Source organism: Wolbachia endosymbiont (group A) of Alloplasta piceator (assembly GCF_964028505.1).
Lineage (GTDB): Bacteria > Pseudomonadota > Alphaproteobacteria > Rickettsiales > Anaplasmataceae > Wolbachia > Wolbachia pipientis.
Window position 1 is genome coordinate 275406 of sequence record NZ_OZ034793.1, and the last position, 18879, is coordinate 294284.

14 protein-coding genes and 2 pseudogenes are annotated in these 18879 nt (G+C 34.7%); 3 read left to right on the forward strand and 13 right to left on the reverse strand.

The genetic code is table 11. The annotated features are described in order from the left end of the window. Positions 1–146 precede the first annotated feature (146 nt). Positions 147–614: a Holliday junction resolvase RuvX gene (gene ruvX, locus ABWU31_RS01405; protein ID WP_077188502.1), complete on the forward strand. Its 468-nt coding sequence runs from the start codon at positions 147–149 to the stop codon at positions 612–614. A gap of 44 nt (positions 615–658) precedes the next feature. Here ruvX and ruvC read toward each other — a convergent pair whose 3' ends face one another. The 8 genes and pseudogenes from ruvC to ABWU31_RS01445 form a co-directional block, all read right to left on the reverse strand. After that, positions 659–1147: a crossover junction endodeoxyribonuclease RuvC gene (gene ruvC, locus ABWU31_RS01410; RefSeq protein WP_015588791.1), complete on the reverse strand. Its 489-nt coding sequence runs from the start codon at positions 1145–1147 to the stop codon at positions 659–661. Next, positions 1148–1975, reverse strand: coding sequence for a cytochrome c oxidase subunit 3 (locus ABWU31_RS01415; protein ID WP_006279354.1), 828 nt, complete (start codon positions 1973–1975; stop codon positions 1148–1150). 47 nt (positions 1976–2022) lie between these two features. Further along, entirely contained in the window at positions 2023–2682 is a 660-nt protein-coding gene (locus tag ABWU31_RS01420; protein WP_010962391.1) for a TenA family protein, read from the reverse strand. A gap of 44 nt (positions 2683–2726) precedes the next feature. Beyond that, positions 2727–2864: pseudogene (locus ABWU31_RS01425) on the reverse strand (TenA family transcriptional regulator); the annotation flags it as partial. An 8-nt stretch (positions 2865–2872) separates the two neighbouring features. Next, a protein-coding gene (locus ABWU31_RS01430) for an IS630 family transposase (protein WP_265029767.1) occupies positions 2873–3884 on the reverse strand; the annotation gives its coding sequence in 2 pieces (ribosomal slippage) (positions 2873–3421 and positions 3423–3884; 1011 coding nt in all). Between the two features lie 109 nt (positions 3885–3993). Further along, positions 3994–4826, reverse strand: a protein-coding gene (locus ABWU31_RS01435; protein WP_353271062.1) for an IS5-like element ISWpi1 family transposase whose coding sequence is annotated in 2 segments (ribosomal slippage) — positions 3994–4457 and positions 4457–4826 — 834 coding nt in all. Because the reading frame shifts where the segments join, the coding sequence is not laid out codon by codon here. A 45-nt stretch (positions 4827–4871) separates the two neighbouring features. Further along, positions 4872–4967: pseudogene (locus ABWU31_RS01440) on the reverse strand (TIGR02217 family protein); the annotation flags it as partial. A gap of 190 nt (positions 4968–5157) precedes the next feature. Further along, positions 5158–5916, reverse strand: coding sequence for a DsbA family protein (locus tag ABWU31_RS01445; RefSeq protein WP_236514514.1), 759 nt, complete (start codon positions 5914–5916; stop codon positions 5158–5160). 426 nt (positions 5917–6342) lie between these two features. Between ABWU31_RS01445 and ABWU31_RS01450 the strand changes: the two genes are divergently transcribed. Together ABWU31_RS01450 and ABWU31_RS01455 are read left to right on the forward strand one after the other, a co-directional pair. Next, a complete protein-coding gene (locus ABWU31_RS01450) occupies positions 6343–8223 on the forward strand; it encodes a DUF3857 domain-containing protein (protein WP_236514513.1) in 1881 nt (626 codons plus the stop codon). Between the two features lie 47 nt (positions 8224–8270). Further along, positions 8271–9749 (forward strand): UbiD family decarboxylase, encoded by a 1479-nt coding sequence (locus ABWU31_RS01455; protein ID WP_077188460.1) that lies wholly within the window; start codon positions 8271–8273, stop codon positions 9747–9749. Positions 9750–10538: 789 nt separating this feature from the next. Here the strand turns inward: ABWU31_RS01455 and ubiA are convergent. The 5 genes from ubiA to ABWU31_RS01480 all read right to left on the reverse strand — a co-directional run bounded on the left by ubiA (position 10539) and on the right by ABWU31_RS01480 (position 18867). Next, on the reverse strand, positions 10539–11396 hold the full coding sequence (ubiA, locus tag ABWU31_RS01460) for a 4-hydroxybenzoate octaprenyltransferase (RefSeq protein ID WP_077188461.1): 858 nt from the start codon (positions 11394–11396) through the stop codon (positions 10539–10541). Positions 11397–11399: 3 nt separating this feature from the next. Next, positions 11400–11798 (reverse strand): ribosome-binding factor A, encoded by a 399-nt coding sequence (locus tag ABWU31_RS01465; protein ID WP_006279769.1) that lies wholly within the window; start codon positions 11796–11798, stop codon positions 11400–11402. A gap of 9 nt (positions 11799–11807) precedes the next feature. Continuing rightward, entirely contained in the window at positions 11808–14132 is a 2325-nt protein-coding gene (infB, locus tag ABWU31_RS01470; protein ID WP_353271275.1) for a translation initiation factor IF-2, read from the reverse strand. Between the two features lie 9 nt (positions 14133–14141). After that, complete coding sequence (gene nusA, locus ABWU31_RS01475; protein ID WP_006279771.1) at positions 14142–15713, reverse strand: transcription termination factor NusA; 1572 nt, start codon at positions 15711–15713, stop codon at positions 14142–14144. An 88-nt stretch (positions 15714–15801) separates the two neighbouring features. Continuing rightward, on the reverse strand, positions 15802–18867 hold the full coding sequence (locus ABWU31_RS01480; RefSeq protein WP_353271276.1) for an efflux RND transporter permease subunit: 3066 nt from the start codon (positions 18865–18867) through the stop codon (positions 15802–15804). Positions 18868–18879: the final 12 nt, after the last annotated feature.

Below are 18879 nucleotides of genomic sequence, written 5' to 3' on the forward strand. Positions count from 1 at the left end.
GATGATACCTTTTTTCTACTTAGTTTGGGTTATGCAAGAAGTCTATTGCATTCCTGAGCAATTTGATTCATTATTCTTTTTGTAAAAAATTTTCTTAACTTTCTCTCCACTTTTTTGGTAAGGTCACTTTAAAGGAAGTCTAATAGATGCTACATAGAAATCCAGATGAGTTTCTAAAGTCTATTCCAAAAGATAAGCGCATAATGTGCCTTGACATGGGAGAAAAGCAAATAGGCATAGCATTTAGCGATAAAACACAGCTCATAGCCACAGCTCATAGCATATATCACAGAAAAAATATGAGCAAAGATTTAGGTTATCTACATAGAATATTCAAAGAAAATGAAGCTGGATCAATGGTAATAGGAATACCATTAAACATAGACGAGCAAGAAACTAAATGGTGTAAAACCATAATCCAATTTGCAAATAAAATAATAAAAAAATATAAAGTAAATATATACTTACAAGACGAGAGCTTATCAACATCTATTGCAACTCATACACTAAAAATCACTGGAATATCAATCACAAAATCGAAAAAAATAGATGATAAAATCTCCGCATGTATTATTTTGCAACGAACGTTAGACAAGATAAATACAATCAAATAGTTTTTCCAGATCTGGAAATCTTCAAACTGAATCCCATATAAAAGTTACTCAACAAAACAAGAACCTTTCGTATAAGCATGACAAATTGCTACAGCAAGAGCGTCAGCAGCATGGTGGCATTTTATACTCAAATTTTTAACTATTTGCTTCACCATAAATATCATCTGATCCTTATCAGCATGGCCATTTCCGGTAATGCTTTTTTTTACATAGTTTGCATCATATTCATTCATAGTTAGCTTTGTTATTTTTAACGCTAAAATTACAACCCCTCTTGCATATCCTAAAGTTAGTGAAGATTTAGGATTTTTATTAACAAAAATTTTCTCCACCGCAGCTTCATTCGGAGAGTATAGGGAAATTACTTTCTTTAATTGTTCAAAAATTGTATGTAGGCGTTCACCTGTACCCAATTTACCATCAGTTGATATGGTACCGCCGCCCAAAAATTCAATATTATTTTTTTCGTTCAGGCTGATAATGGCCCACCCAGTCTTGCTTATTCCTGGATCTAGACCTATTATTTTAACCACTTAATAAACGCTTAACCAATAGACAAACAAAAATAAAAATATCCAGACTACATCTACAAAGTGCCAATACCAGGAGGCAAACTCAAAGCACAAATGGTCCTGAAGTGTAAATTGGCCTTTCCGTGCTCTAAATAAACACACTGATAAAAATATTATTCCTATTATAACGTGTGCGCAGTGAAAACCGGTAATCATATAAAAATTGGATGTATAAATAAGCTTTTCTCCTGTTTCTTGTAGAGAAAAACTCGCTTCATGATACTCTATTGCTTGCACTATTATAAAAAAAACTCCAAGCAATATAGTTATGGACAGCATTTTAATCATGCTCTTTTTATCATTTTTAAGTAAAGAGTGATTTGCCCAAGTAATTGTTGTACCAGAAAGCAATAATATTAATGTATTCATGAATGGTAGTGACCACGGATCAGGTGGCAAAATTCCCTCAGGGGGCCATTCAACTTTTTTTGCAGGAGAAAACGCCTCAAATAAAAAAACTGGATCAAGCCAGGCTTTAAAGAATGAACAAAAGAACACTATAAAAAATACGACCTCCGAGAGAATAAACAAGTACATTGCAAATTTGAGTCCATGTTTTACAATGGCAGTGTGACATTTGTCATAAATGGCCTCCCTTATTACATCTCTCCACCAATAAAACAGCACCCCTGATACTGCGGAGATTCCCAAAACTAAACAAAACATTCCGACAATTTGTTTATGAAGCGCGCCAACTAATCCAAGTGCAAGAATAAGAATTGCTGCTGATACAGCAATTGGCCAAGGGCTTGGATCCACTAAATGAAAATCATGTTCTTTACTTTTCATAGCATTTTAAAAAATACTTATTAAGGATACAAATTAGCTTAAAATTGTCAATGTTCCTTAGGAAATTGATTGAATCTTGAAAAATTATATGCACCGTTCAAAAAATCTAACACAAATTGTGCAGTTATTCTAAACAACTCAAGCATTCTGCTCTTTTCGTTTTCTCTTGCTCTGCTGCAATATCCATCAACAATATTTTCCAAAATAATGCATCCAGACTTTACTGAATCACTGTAACAAAAATTAAACCAATCCCTATATCTATTATTTTTCTTGAATCTATTTTTCATGCTATCAACGACAGTCTCGTATATAAACATGCAAGAATACAAAACCGTCATAGCCTCATAGGTATTACTATGCGAGATGGATAAAAGAAAATTAGTGAAATTAAAACACTCAAGAGATTTCTTTTCGCGACTTATACCGTACATAGTAAAGTAGTAGTCATATAGCATTCTATTAACAGTCACTACTCTTTGGGCTACTTCAGCAAGCGAGATAATACTACTATAATCTTCCATTTTGGATGCAGTAATTAAGGTGGTACGAATATAATCACCTAAGAACAACGTCTTTTGTTGAGCATAGAATTTGAAGTTCTCTATATTTAGGGTGTTATTCGCTAACTCAACATTAAAAGGATGCTCAATTATATCCTTTAAAAGATTTGACCCGTAACAGCTCCTAATTATGCCACTGAACACTGTAGTTATCGATAAAAGATCAAGTTAACGTAAATAATCCGCTGCTAATATTCTTTGCTAGATATATTAGAGTAATATGCCTCATCCCAAAACATTATTTCTAATTCCAGCCCTTTCTTAAAAAACTCATACATCCTCTTTTTTTCACAGTCACTAGCTTTTTTATATAGCTTATTTGTAATACCAATTCTCATTGTTGTCCAGTCAAATAGGAAACATTGCAGAGTTGTTTAATTGTGGAGCTGGCAAGAGAAGTAATAAATTTGCACAAAGCACCCTCAAGTAGAGCAATTGTATCGTATATTTTATTGCGCAAAATGTTCTGTTTTATATATAACCAAAGCCTCTCAACAGGATTTAGCTCAGGTGAGTATGGAGGTAGGTATATAATGTCGATATTTTTAGGTACCTTTAAATTTTTTGACCTATGCCAACTAGCACAGTCCATAACGAGAAAAGCCTCTCGTGTTTCTAGATATTGCGAAATTTGCTCAAGAAATATGTTCATGCAATCAGTGTTGACATTTGGTGCAAATAAGCTAGAACTCTCTCCATTTCTAGGATTAACTGCACTATAGAGATAGAAATTTTGCCTACCTAATTTTGTTTTAACCTGTGTTCTAATCCCCTTTTTAAACCACCCATGTCCAACTTTTGAATGTGTGCCAAACCGTGATTCATCAAAGAAAAATAGCTCTTTTTCTGGATACTTGCTAATAGCTCCATTGAGATTTTTTTTTGAATTCCTCTTGTTTGCTTTTATCTTGTCCATTATGAACTGGTCTTGGTGTAATATATGAGAATTTCATCTTTTGCATATGGCGGTGTACTGTAGATTTGCTGATATTTAATCCGAACTTTTCCTGGATTCTTATTCTCATTTCTTTAATGGTGATATTAGGATTTTCTTCTATCCACTCTTCAATTTGCTGTAGTTGAGCCTGATTTAATTTAGTTTTTCTACGACGTTGTGAAGGAGCAAACAGTTTTTCTTCTCTGCCAATTTTCAAGAGTTTTACCCACGAAGTTAGTGCGCTTCTTGAAATGCAATATATTTTTGCTACAGCCGTTATACTGTACTTTTTTGCTGCAATTACAGCATTTAGTTTTTTTGAAACATATGCATTATTCCTTACTTTCTTCAGCATTTCTTTTGCTGATTCTACTACTTTTTCATCCAATAATTTTGATCTTAATGCCATTTAAACCTCGCTATTTTACTTACTTCAGTATGGCTTTTCTTCCATCATTGTCCATCTGTTTGCCCTGTAATGGGAATTGGTATAAGAGGTTGTCCGGAAACTAGTAAATTCAAGCATATTCCCTCTTTAACATAACCCTACTCATAGCTAGGTATATGAAATTCTCAGTGGATGTTGTGAGTAAATCATACTCCTTCGATAGCCTTCTATTCCTATTAACCCAAGCAAAAGTCCTTTCTACAACCCATCTTCTTGGCTGTACTTTAAACCCTTGTTCTCTTGTTGGTAGTAGCTCAGGTGGCGTATCTTTGTGCACCCAAAATCTACATGGAGGCCTTGTAACAATTTCAATATCTATGTCATATTCTTCCTTTATGTGATTCTTTGAATTTCTTCCTTGGTATCCCATGTCAGCCCACATTTTTTTAACTTTAGTATATTTTGTTCTCATATTGTTTAATGCTATTTTAATACCATCTCTATCATTTTCGTTAGCAGCGCCTACGTAACAACCTAGTATAAAACCCTGAGTGTCTGTAATTATATGCCTTTTTCTACCCTTTACTTTTTTACTTCCATCATAGCCTTTGATCCCCCCTTTTCTGTAGTCTTTACAGATTGACTATCTACTATACAGGCACTCGGCTGCTCATTCCTTCCTATTTTTCTTCTACTATATTTTGTAATTTCATAATTCATTTTCTCAAAAATTCCCTGCTTCTTCCATTGCCTGAACTGCTCATACACAGTCTTCCATAGCGGAAAATCATTTGGTAAATACCGCCATTGACACCCTGTACGCAATACATAGAAAATTGCTTCTAATATTTCTCTTTTGCTATACTTTGGCGGCCTTCCTCCTTTCTTGTATGATACTCTGAAGTGTTTTTCTATTCTTGCCCATTCCCTTTCGCTTAGATCTGTTGGATACTTTTTTCTCATCTTTACCCCGTACTAAAATTTCAGATATTATAGCCTTTTACTTGTTTCCGGACAACCTCTAACAACGTCAGTGGAAAATTCCGGTCCTCCAGTGGAACCATAAGATATATTTTCTGGAAATCTAATTTCTGTGAATGACATATGTCCTCCTGAGAAAGTAAAATAGTTTGGTTGAAGAAAATGTTGTAATTTGAAAGCGTTTCACATAGTAAATGACGCCATGGAAAGTGGATGAGACCACTGAGTTAAACTGCTGTCATACCCACAATTACTATACTCAGGTTCATTTGAGTTGTCAAGCAAAAAAATAAAATTTTATGGCAAATTGAAACTAGCCTTGCTTGTGACTTAATTCATCTACTTTTTTGCGTAATACATTCAAATCAGTTGCTCCTACAAACAGGCTATCTCCAATTATTAAAAAAGGTGTACCACCTACTCCCAAATCTCTTACTAGAAGCCTACTGTTGTTTATCATTTGCTCAATTTTGTCCGCGTTATCTTTTATGGAATCATTAAAATCGTCCTCATCAATCCCTATGTTTTTCACTATATCCAATATGCTTTCGTCTGAAAATTCTCCTTTGTGACTTAAAGCAGCATGGTGAAAATCGAAATATTTTTCTTTATCGAGAAAATAGACAGCTAAAGCACTTTTTGCTGCCTTTAAAGAAGCGTTACCAAGTATTGGAGCATCCCTAAAGATATACTTAATTTTGCCGTCGTTAATTAACTGCTTTATATCATTCTTTATAGCTTTGCAATGTCCACAAGAATAGTCAAGGAAGCCTACAGCTATAACACTACTATTTTCATTTCCGGAGTAAGGATAAGTAAGGTCAAATATTTGATCCTTGTATTGTGAAATTTTACTTTTGGTTACATTATCTCGAGCAGCGTAACTACTTTTAATCGACTCCTCTTTGAGAGTTTTTATGATCTTATCAAAATTTCTACTTATATAATTATCTAATTTCTCACCTATATAATCATCGTTTAGCATTTGGCTGCGATTTGAGAGCCAATTATTTATTATCGGCAAGCTTGCTATTGCTATTATTAAAATTAATAAAAACGATACCCTAGACATACAATTTATTTAAAAACCTACAACATAAAACTTTTAGTATACATTTATCTGTATATTAAAAGAAGCATCTAATGTTAATACATAAAAACATTTGTATCAAGTGTATTTTATAGCCAATTTTGCTGCAAGTACAAACTTTACGTACAATGAAACTCAAGCACATTACCACAAAGTTCATCAGAAGACTTGGTGATGAGGGTGGTGAAACATTTTGGTAGTTGATTATCTTATAACTGCCATGTATAATGCTAACAAACGCGGCGATAAATATTGGTAAAAAAAAGGAAATAGCCATTCTAGGAAGTAAGCTTCTCTTTTTCCCATTTGCTGAGTTTATTGCAGTGTATGGTCGCGTCGTGTGGGTGTAATAAAACAATTTTTCAGTCAATATGCCGATAATTTTAAATATTCTATATGAGTGTCATAATGAAATTTTTAAAAACTCTTTTTAACTTAACATTGTTAGTGTTTTTTATAACTCCTCCAGTTGAAGCAAGGTGGACTAAGTATGAAGATGCTCCCATTGAGATCAAAATTTCTAATAGTACCATTAATATTAATGGGGATGGTACTTATGAATTAGAATCAGAACTCCAAGCAAAAGTACTCAAGGAATCTGGGCGTAGTGCATTCTCCCCATACAGTCTTATTTATAATGGTGATAGTGCAGACCTCACTATTTTAGAAGCTAAAACAGCTTACAATGGGAGGGAATACGTAGTCGCTAAAAACATGATAGAGGACAAGGCGTTGGCTAGTCCTCAAGGTTTCGATCAGCTAAGGCAAGTAACCATATCATTTCCTAAAATGACAATTGGTGCAGAAGTATATCTAAAATATAAACAAATTCATAAAAAAGTTCCTATTGATAATTTTTATGGTTTGCACTTTTCTTATTATGGGCGGTATTTTCAAGCAGAGAATACTAAAATCAATTCTGAGTTGCCTCTAGAGATTAGAGTGAATGATCCAAGAAACGTATTAAAGATCGCTGAGGAGAAAAAGAATGGTGTACATTCTATAAGCATTACTTTAAAAAAGGCAATTTATGAAGGTTTGATAAATGAGCCACATAATGGAATATTGAATTTTAAGCACAATACTTGGGTATCACTGTCAAGCCTATCTAAATGGGAGGATTTAGCAAAAAAATTAGCTCCTGGATATTATAACGTCATTACTCAGCCACTTCCTACAATTTTTACGGCCATAGCAGAATCTGCTGCCAATGAGAGTACTGATGAAGAGAAAATTAACGTTGTTACTTCTTTGTTGAATGAGAAAATTCAATACACGGGAGATTGGCGTACAGTGTCAGGACGATTTTTTCCAAGAGATTTAGAGAAAATTGCTGATTATCAAACTGGAGATTGTAAGGATTTTTCTGTTAGTACGGCTGCTATTTTACAAAAACTTGGTTACAGAGTTCAACCTACTCTAGTTATGAGAGGAATTACTAGCATTCCTAATTCCGAAGCATTACCTAATCTGGGTAATTTTAATCATACGATGCTCAGAGTAACAAATAAAGGTGGAAAAATATATTGGATTGATCCGACTAATAAGGTTAGTATGGCACAAGGTATTTTTCCAGATGTTGCTGACAAAGTTGCTTTAGTATTGGATTCTAAAGAAGTTAGCTACACAAAAATTCCTGCTGTACAAGCTGAAAATTCAAAAATTATATCCCATAGTGAATTAACTATACAAGATAATGTTGTAAACGAACGTGGTCAGCTTACTATGCAAGGGGAGTCAGCTATGAGCTTAGCAAGTGCTGGATTATATTACTCAAACGAGCAGTTAAGAGATTCTGTTTTTTATATAATTAGTGGGGTATATCTTAATGAAAAAGAAAAGAAATTCTTAGAATTGCCTGATCTTACTTCGCGTAATGTAGAGGATCTTACAATTAAGTATGAATTACAACAAAAAAATAAAGTTTTTAGGACGAACCTAGGACTTGTTTTAACTTTAGAAAATAATTTGCTTAATGGTGTCGTAAATACAGTTTCTGACCAAGTGTCAGACATTTTTATAGGTACTCCTCATACTCGTGAAACGCATACGGTAATAAAAGACATTGCGATTAAAAACTGTGCAGAATTGAATTTTGAAATAAATTCTCCATGGTTATATGTAAATAGGTCATGTAAACATCAAAATGGCAGCACAGAATTAAATGATATAGTAGCTATACAGAAAAGCTTTATTACCAATGAAGAGTTAAACACTACTGAATATAAAAACTTAAAAAGCGAGCTGGAGAATAATTTTTCTAGAGCCTCTATAATAATAAGTGAATAGGTTGTGCTGGGAAAAACACTTCTTAAAAGACTTAAAATCTTTAAAATATGTACAACAACTTACGTGACTTCATTAAAGCCTTAGAGGAAAAAAAAGATCTGATTAGGATTAAGGAGGAGGTTTCAACTGTTCTTGAAATGACAGAAATTCACCGCAGAGTTTTGTCAAACAAAGGACCAGCTATCATCTTTGAAAATGTTGTCACAGAAAACGGCAAAAATTCGATTCCAGTTTTAGTGAATTTATTCGGTACTATTGAAAGAATTGCCTTGGGACTGAACATAAATCCTGGTGAGCTAAGAGATCTTGGTAAACTTTTAGCATTTTTGCAATCACCTGAGCCGCCAAAAAACTTTAAAGATGCTATAAAAATGTTTCCTTTGTTGAAAGTCGTGTTATCGATGCGAAGTAAAGTCGTGAGCAAGGCTCCATGTCAAGAGGTAGTGCTAACCGGAGATGAAGTGGACCTAAGTCTACTGCCCATTCAAACATGCTGGCCAAATGAACCTGCACCACTTATTACCTGGCCAATTGTGGTAACGAAAGGACCCACGAAAGAAAAGCAAGATAATTTTAATCTTGGAATATATCGTATGCAGGTTATAGATAAAAAAACAACACTAATGCGTTGGCTTGCACATCGTGGTGGTGCAGGTCACCACAAACGATGGAAAGAGAAGGAACAAAATATGAAATTTCCTGCTGCTGCTGTGATTGGTAGTGATCCTGCAACGATTATTGCTGCGGTAACTCCAGTGCCAGAAACATTGTCAGAATACCAATTTGCTGGACTACTGCGAAAGAAGCCGCTTGAGCTTGTAAATTGTAAGACTGTTCCACTTCAAGTACCAGCTCACGCGGAAATCGTTCTGGAAGGCTATGTGAGTTTGGATAGCTATCAAGACGAAGGGCCATACGGAGACCACACTGGCTACTATAATTCTGTTGAGCAATTTCCTGAGTTTAATATTACTGCAATTACTATGCGCAAAAATCCAATTTATCTCAGCACTTTCACTGGCAAGCCACCTGATGAACCATCGATTCTTGGTGAAGCACTCAATGAAATTTTTGTGCCCATTCTTATTAATCAATTTCCAGAGATAGTGGACTTTTATCTGCCGCCGGAAGGTTGCTCATATAGAATAGCGGTAGTGTCGATAAAAAAATCCTATCCAGGGCAGGCAAAAAGAATTGTTATGGGCATACTTTCTTTTCTAAAGCAGTTTTTATACACGAAGTTTATTATCGTTGTTGATAATGATATAAATGTACGTGATTGGAAGGAAGTAATGTGGGCAATGTCAACGAGGATGGACCCTGTGCGTGATACAATCATGATAGAAAGTGTACCTATTGATTATTTAGACTTTGCTTCCCCTGAAAGTGGACTTGGAGGTAAAATGGGATTTGATGCGACAAATAAAATCCCGCCTGAAACCAAACGAGAATGGGGAAAGAAAATTAAAATGAGTGAGGAAATAGTAAGAAAAGTCACGGAAAAGTGGGAGGAATATATGGACTAGACTTCTTGCATAAAAGCAGAAAAAAGTTTGGCGTTTTTTATAATGCCGTAATTAGCATTAACTGATAATTGTGATTTAAGTTCGTCACAGTGCCCTTTTTTTGTCATCCTATAGCTATACCGCCGCGGTATCTCTTAGCCGCTAACAAGTAGTGGGATGACGAGCTTATCGTCATCCTGCCGCGAACCGTCATACCGCGATTCATTCGCGGTATCTCAGCCGCTAACAAGCAGCGGGATACTTAGGGATGACGGTTGTCGTTTAGCTATAAACATTAAGAAATTTACCAAACGGAAAAAAAGGCAAAAGAAGCCCTGGGGTTATTATCCGCTTTAAAATATTGGCGTTTTTTATGTTTTAAACGCTTGACAAGCGAAATTCAGCTGCTTTTAATTGCAACTAACTTACGCTGCAAATGTTTAAGAAATTTACTAAGCAGAAAAAAAGACAAAGAATCCCCGAGTTAGCTAGTCTTTTACTATCTCTGTCGAGTATTGGCATTTTTTGATGTCTTGTAACGCTTTATAAGCGCGTTCAGCTTATTTAGATAAAAATCTAGATGTAGATGAAGTTTTGTAAAGACATACAGTATCTATATACTGCAAAAAATTGAACATAAGACGCCGATACATTAAGTAATCCTTACCTTTTAATCTGCAGATTGGCGAAAGCAAATACAATAGCTTCAGTTTCATGATAAGAGGGCTGGCGGAGTTTGTCAAGCAAGTTTTTTTGTTTCTGCGGGCTACCTGAGTCTATTGATTTCATTAGAGCCGAAACTCTTGAGACCTAGGTGATAATTCTATCTAAAAGAATGCCGAAAAAGAGCAGCAACCCTACGTAGGAGTTATTTTTAAATATGGACATGCATTGACTGGGATCGTCAGGATTGAAATTTTTGTATTGGCGGTGAAATATGAACCCTACAGCAAGTAGAGCAATATAAAAAATGTTATTTAATGATGATAAAATACCAGCATATAGCCACGTCATAAGAGATATTAAATAAAATCTTTTCAACCAAGATTTTGTTGTATCACCAAAATATAATGCGGTAGATTTCATCCCGAGTTTTTCATCATCTTTTTTATCTTGATGGGCGTATATGGTGTCATAGCTAAGTGTCCAAAAGACGCATCCTATATAAAACAGCAAGGATTCTATACTGATCTGGTTTGTTATTGCTGCTGAGCCCATGAGCGATCCCATATTGAAGGTAAACCCTAAGAACAATTGTGGCCACCAAACATACCGCTTTAATAAAGGGTAAGTAGCTATCATACACATTGAGATTATTCCAAGTATGAGTGTAGTTTTATTAGTTAATAATAAGATTACCAGGGCAATAGACAGTAACAGTGAAAGTAAAGCTAAAGCCTGCTTTATGTTTAATGCACCACTTGCAAGTGGCCTATATTTTGTTCGTTCAACGTGCGCATCTATTTCCCTATCGAAAATGTCATTGATTATGCACCCTGCGGGTCTCATTAAAAATGCACCTATAGTAAACAAAACAAGGAGAAAAAGAACCTGATACGATAGAGAAGTTGAGGCTAAAAGAATACCGCTCAAACTGGGAAATAGCACAAGCCACAAACCCGTTAAACTGTGCAACCTCATTAATGAAAAGTAACGATTGAAATGCATTAATTAAGTGTGATTATGTAATATTTTGCTTACATTAACAAAATTATCGAACGCTAAGTCAGGCTTGAAAACTAGTTCAGGTATAAATCGCAAATCAACATAACACAATATAGATTTACGTATTGACCATGCAGATTGGTTCATTTCATTAACAACAGTATTAATATCACAATTATTCTCAGAAGGATCTCCAGTGCGTCTTTTTTCTGGATCTAAGTAGTCAGCTACTTGAATATTCAATGAAGATAACACAATATATACATCTGCTTTTTTCAAATCTTTACTTAATTTTACGTCAGATACCGCTACATTTTTATTGAACACCTTACCTTCCATTAGGACTCTTGATATCGCTCTATGCAATACCGATGCTATTTTTAGGTTTCTAATTTCCTTTTTCATATCCAGCTACTATAATACCCTTTCTTCTTGCACTAATTGATAAGCTTCTAAAATATCTCCAACTTTAATATCGATATTACCCTCTAGTGATACTCCGCATTCAAAGTTTACACCTACTTCTTTAACATCATCTTTAAATCTACGTAGTGCTTTTAACTTTCCTTCATGCACCAATTTGCCACCACGCATTACCTTAATTAAAGAATCTTTTCTTATGACTCCATCACTTACGTAACATCCAATGATATTACCAGCTTTAGATACGTTAAATATTTGCCTCACAGATGCAAAGCCAACACGAACCTCTCGTGTAACAGGCTTTAACGTTTTAGTTAAATACATTCTCATGTCGTCAATGAGCTCGTATATTATGTTATAAGTATGTATTTCTACACCTTTTTGTTTTGCCAAGTCCCTTATTTTTGAATCCACTTTTACATTAAAAGCTAAAATTACTGCACTTGATGCTTCTGCAAGCAGCACATCTGAATCTGTTATCCCTCCTACTGCTTTGTGTAGGATATTTAATTTCACTTGGTCTTTACCGAGTTTATCAATTGAACTTGATATTGCTTCAATAGAACCAGTTACATCGCACTTTAAAACTACAGATAGTTCTTCTGTTTCGCTGTTACTACGACTGAATATATCTAAATTATTGTCGCCCAAATCTTCTTTCTTTTTCTTGATTAACTCTAGCCTGTATTCAACAATTTCACGCGCCTGCTTTTCAGAATTTATAACAACAAATTTATCTCCAGCATTTGGCACACCATTTAGACCAGTAATTTCAATTGGAGCGGAGGGTAGTGCTGCTTTTTCTCTTTGACCGAGGTGATTAACCATACTACGTACTTTGCTGTATGTTGTACCAACTACCAATATATCACCAACCTTTAACGTTCCTTCCTCAACTATCAATGTGGCTGATATTCCTTTCGCTTTATCTATTTTGGATTCTATTACCCATCCAAGTGCTCGACAATCTTCTATTGCTTCTAGCTTCATTAATTCAGCGATTAACAAAATCGTCTCTTCTAGTTTATCTAAATTAGTTTTCTTTTTTGCTGATACTGGCACAATCATAACATCACCACCAAGCCCTTCAGGGATGAGATCATATTGAGGCAAACTATTAATTATTTTTTCTACATCACCAGGCTCAGATTTATCAATTTTATTAATAGCAACTATAATGGAAACATTTGCTGTTTTTGCATGATTTATTGCTTCAACTGTTTGTTTCATGATTCCATCGTCAGCTGCAACTACTATTACAACTATATTAGTAATATTGGCACCACGTGCACGCATCGCAGTGAACGCTTCATGTCCTGGTGTATCAATAAAGGTAATTTTTTGCTTATCTTTTGTCGTTATTTGATAAGCACCTATGTGTTGAGTTATGCCACCTGACTCTCTTTCTGCAACATTAGATTCACGAAATGCATCGAGCAATGAGGTTTTACCATGATCGACGTGTCCCATAAAAGTGACGATTGGTGGTTTAGGTTTTTTAGGCAGGCTTTCTCTGCCTTCTATAAAAAATAAATCTTTTTCTCTGTTGGTATCGCTCACTCGTTTAGCCATATGATTAAATTTTTCCACTATTTCACATGCTATATCTGGATCCACCAGATCATCTACTCTATAACTCTCACCGACTTCTTCTTTGAACATTTTTAGCACACTCTTGCTATCTTCTGCCATGCGAATAGATAACTCCCTGATAGTTATTTTGTCTGGTATAATAACTTCTCTTGATATATTTTTACCCTTGGTAAACTTTGACTTTCTACTTCTTATACCAAATCTTTGCTTAAATACAGGGGGTTGTTCAGTTTTTTCATCTATTGCCTGTGCAATTACCAGTTTAGAATGCTTAGAATATATATCTTTGTTGACTTTAGAAGACTTTTTATCGTCGCCCTCATAGTCAATATTATCTTCTTTTAGTTCAACTAAGTGAGTATCACTTAAAACTTGCTTATTTATTTCTTTAGATAAAGTGTCCGCTTCATTTTTCTCGTCAATCTCTTTATTGCTGTCTTCTTTTGCTGTTTTCTCTTTTTCTTCTCTCTGATTTTTTTCTTTCAGCAAAGCAGCATTCTGCACAGCATTAATGCGGAAAATTTGTTCTTTCTCTGTTAAAGAACCTAATTTACTCTCGTCAAATAAATTATGTTCTTCTGCATCATGAGATTTTTTTCTTCTTTTTTTTACTATTGTAGCTCCAGTACTTGGGCTAGTTGAAGAGTTTAAATTGAGGTCTAATTTAAGCTTGCTTAAGCCTTGGAGCGTTAATTTTTTATTACTGATATCTTCATTATTCATATTATTTTATTATATTAACCCAAGCTTTTTACGTGCTTCTATGATTATTGAGTCTACTGTATCTTTTAGATTTTCTGAATTCATCTTATTATCAGCTGAGGAAGAGAGTATGCTGCAAAACTCATAACTTGATAAATCTGCTATGTCCTCTAAAGTCTTAATATCATGTTTACTAAGAGCAATTTTATTGTCTATTGATAAAGTTAAATTGATTACATCATCTTCCATACCTAGACTTTTTAGCTCTTCTATTTTTCTATCATTTTCTGCTTTCAGATACTTGTTTGCTCTATTGTGAAGTTCGTTTGCAATATCCTCATTAAAGCCCTCTATTGAAGCAAGCTCTTTAATTGAAGCGCTGGATATATCTTCTACGCTTGAAAAACCTTCTGTCACCAATAGCTGACCCATAATCTCTTCTAAGTTTAAAGCTTCAGCAAATAAAGCTGAACATTGACTAAGTTCTTTACTTCGCCTTTCTGATTCTTGCTGAGTGCTTAATATCTCAATTTTCCATCCAACAAGCTCTGAAGCTAATCTTACATTCTGGCCCTTTTTTCCTATAGCTAAACTCAATTGATCTTCAGCAACTATTAATTCTATGCAATTTTCATTTTCATCAATAATAACCTTCGATACTTCTGCAGGAGTAATGGCTTTAATAACAAATTGACCCAAATCTGAGGAGTAATTTATAACGTCAATTTTTTCACCATTTAATTCGTGTATAATGGTTTTTATTCTATCTCCCTTAACTCCAACACAAGCACCTACTGGATCAATGTTCTTGTCAGGAGAGAAAACAGCAACCTTAGACCTTGAGCCGGCGTCTCTAGCTATACCTTTAATTGTTACTAACCCATCAGCAATTTCTGGTATTTCTTGATTTAATAATGCCTCTAAAAAGCCTTCATGAGTCCTAGAAAGAATAATTTGACGTCCATCATCAGAGCGCTTAACAGTCTGTATATAAGTTTTAACCTTATCGCCTTCACGAAATGATTCACCACCGGTTAAATTTCGTAATGGAAGATATGCCTTAGTGCCATTTATGTCTATAATAAGATCTGAATATTCTACTTGTTTAACAATACCATACCTTATTTCTCCCACCTTATCTTTAAATTCCTCATATTGCTTTTTTGACTCTTCATCTTTAATTATTTGAGCAATTTTTTGCTGGGCAATTCTTGCTGAAGCAAGATCAGTGTTAAGAGAGAGTAATTCACTAACAGTATCTCCAATTTTTGCATCTTCTTTTATTAATTTAGCTTGTGTCAGCGTAATTGATTCATACTCAGTATTCTCTTCTCTATTTGATTCGTCATCAATAACTTTTAGTTTTCTGTATGAAGTAACTTTGCCTGTGTTTCTATCTATATTAACTACAATTTTACTTTTGCTACCATATTTTTGATAAGCCACTGCTTCTATAGCACTTTCTAGTGCCTTTATTACAACATCAAAATCTAAACCTTTTTGAAGTGAAAGCTCTCCTGCTGTTTTTATTACATCAAGGCTTCCAACTATGTTATTCTTGTTACTTTTCTGCTTAACACTGCTTTTACGATTAGCAATCATAATAAATAAATCCAATGTAATTAGTTATAATTATAGCTCCAACGGGGAAAGAACACTATCTTAAATGTTAAATGATTGCTAATTTAAGTCAAGTTTTTTCATGTCTTTGTATAACAAGCAACGCAGGAGTAAAGAATAAAGTTAAAACCGTTGCAACCAATATTCCACTTGCTATGGTTGTTGAAATGTCAACCCACCACTGGCTTGATGGAGCATCATATGTGATTTGTAGCGTAAAAAAATTGATATTTAACCTGGTAATCATCGGTATTAAACCAAGAACTGTGGTTGCAACGGTAAGCAATATTGGCCTAACGCGAGAAATTGCAGCGTTTATTACACATCGCTTGATGTCATTTTTGTGTACCTTAATTTGGTGATGAAAGGCATCAAGTAATAGTATGTTATTATTCACTATAATTCCCGCCAAAGCAATTATCCCCACTCCACACATAACAACTACGAAAACTTGTTGGATAAGAAAGAAAACAAAAAACACACATGTTGTGGATAAAAACACTGCTGTCATTACGATAAATGTATGGTATACATTATTAAACTGTGTCACTAATACCAATATCATTAGTGTAATCGCTAATATAAAAGCCTTTAACAAAAATGCTCCTGATTTTTGTTGATCTTCTTTGTCGCCTTTAAAATCAATTTTTACTCCCTTGTCCCAATCCTGGGCAATAGAATTCTGAATGAACTTTACTCTTTCATCAACAAGATAGCCAGTATCAACGTCAGCAGAGATTGTCACTATGCGTAATCCATCAATCCTGTTTAGTTTGTTTACCTTTTTTTCGGGAGCATATTTTACTATATTGCTCATAGGATACGGGCCATTAACTGTATTGATAAAAAGATTGTCTATAGTCTTCATGTTGCGATCCTTTCCAGGGAAACGGAGTACAATATCGATTTCTTCATCCGTGTTATTTGGTCTATATTTTCCAATCAACACTCCATTTGTAACCATCTTTATAAAATCGCCAATGGTTGCAACACTTACTTCAGAGCTTGTAGCCTTACTCTTATCAACACTCATATTCCACTCTATTTCAGGTGCTGATCTGCTATCTTGAATATTTATAAACCCGGATGAAGGTTGGTTCATAATTTCTAGAATTTTCTCTGCTGCTAAATTCAAACTGGATACACTCCCGCTGAGGTTAATTTGTATTGGCTTGTCAGCCGACGGTCCTGGCTTTTCCTCTTGAACATTAATTATTATTCCTTTCATGTCTTGCACACTGCTCCTTATATCATTTAGTATGTGCTTAGCTTTGCGCCTGAAGCGCCAATCCATAAGTTCTAGTTGTATTCTGGCGATAACGTTGTCTGAAAATGCTCCTGATCTAGCATAAGAAACATGAATTTCTTTTTCAATGCTCAAAATGCGTTCTTCCACTTCTTTGAGTATCAGATCTCGTTCTTTGGCTGATAAGCTTTCTTTTGCTTTAACACTGATTAAAATATTATCTGAATCCACTTTCGGAAAAAACTTTACTCCAGGACCAAAAGTAAAGTACAGCACACTAAATGAAAACAAAACGAATACAGTAGCACATACGAATTTTTTAGGATTATCCAAAACCTTCTCTAGCATGCGTACGTAAGCTCTTATTATAGGCCCAGCATTTTTTATTTCACCACTTTCTATAGCACTCATTTTTTTTATTTCTTTTTTTGAAGTTATCGAAGGCTTACCAAATATTGCACCAAGTGTTGGTATAAAAACCAAAGCCATAATGAGCGATCCAGTCAAAGTTAGAATTATTGTAATTGGTATGTACTGCATGAATTTACCAACAGTATCAGGCCAGAATAATAGAGGAAAAAACACTGCTAATTTAGTTAACGTTGATGATAGAACCGGATAAAACATATCACGAACTGAAGTGTAAAAAGCTTCTACTTTATCCATTCCGCAGATCATCTTTCTATCGGCATATTCGCTGATCACAATTGCATCATCAACCAGCATGCCAACAGCCATAATTAAACTGAAGAGCACAACGATATTTAAGGTTATACCCATAAAGTAAAGAGCTATTATCCCAATGAGAAAGGAACCGGGTATCGAGAGTGCCACAAGAATAGCAATCCTTGTTCCCATAGAAAGCATCATTATGATCAATATTAACAACACAGCAAATATTATGCCGTTTTCCAAGTCATCAAGCACATCGCGGACGTTTTTTGACTGGTCGTTTAAGTACACCACTTTTAAATTTTCAGGTAATTGATCTTTTGCCTTATCCATTAAGTATTTTACTTGATTTACTGTGTCTATTATGTTTTTTCCGTTACGTTTTGAAATTTCTAGCATGACACTAGGTAATCCATTAATGCGAGCAAATCCTTGGTGATCCTCAAACCTAGGGTATACTTTTGCTATATCTTTGATTCTCAAAACTGCATCGCCTTGAGATCTAATAGGAATATTCATAATATCTTCTATATCTTTTAATAACCCTGATATTTTAATCGAATATTTACCGGCCAGTGACCCAGCTCCCACTAGTCTATTATTGCTTGATATAGCTTGGAATATTTCGTTTGATTGAATGTTATATTTTGTTAGAACTGTGGGCTCAATTATAACTTCCACTGTTTCTTTACGAATACCTGCCACTTCAACTTTGAGAACATTTGGCAGAGATTCTATTTCTTTCTTTAACTTGCGTGCTATTTCAGTTAAGGCTCTTTCTGGCAGATTACCAATTAAGCCAACATTTAATATGGGAAATAGACTCAAGTTTATTTCATTTATTATTGGAGATTCCGCTTCAACAGGTAACTTCGATTTTATGTTTGAAAGCTTTGAACGGACATTATCGAGCACTTCTTTATTATCATACTCTGTTCCAAATTCGAGTATCATGTGAGCACCATCATTAGTTGCAAAAGCTCTCAATTCTCTTACACCTTCGATGGATCTTAGTTCATTTTCTACAGGAAGCACTAATAGCTTTTCACTATCTTGAGCAGAAATCCCAGGAAGTCCAACAAACACGCTGATTATAGGAATCTGTATATCAGGATTGCTTTCCCTTGGCATTTTTACATAAACGTATGAACCGAAGATAAAAATTACTATAAGTAATAATACCACCGCCCTGTTTCGCTCTATGAGTAAGCTCTGCATGTTGAATGTTAG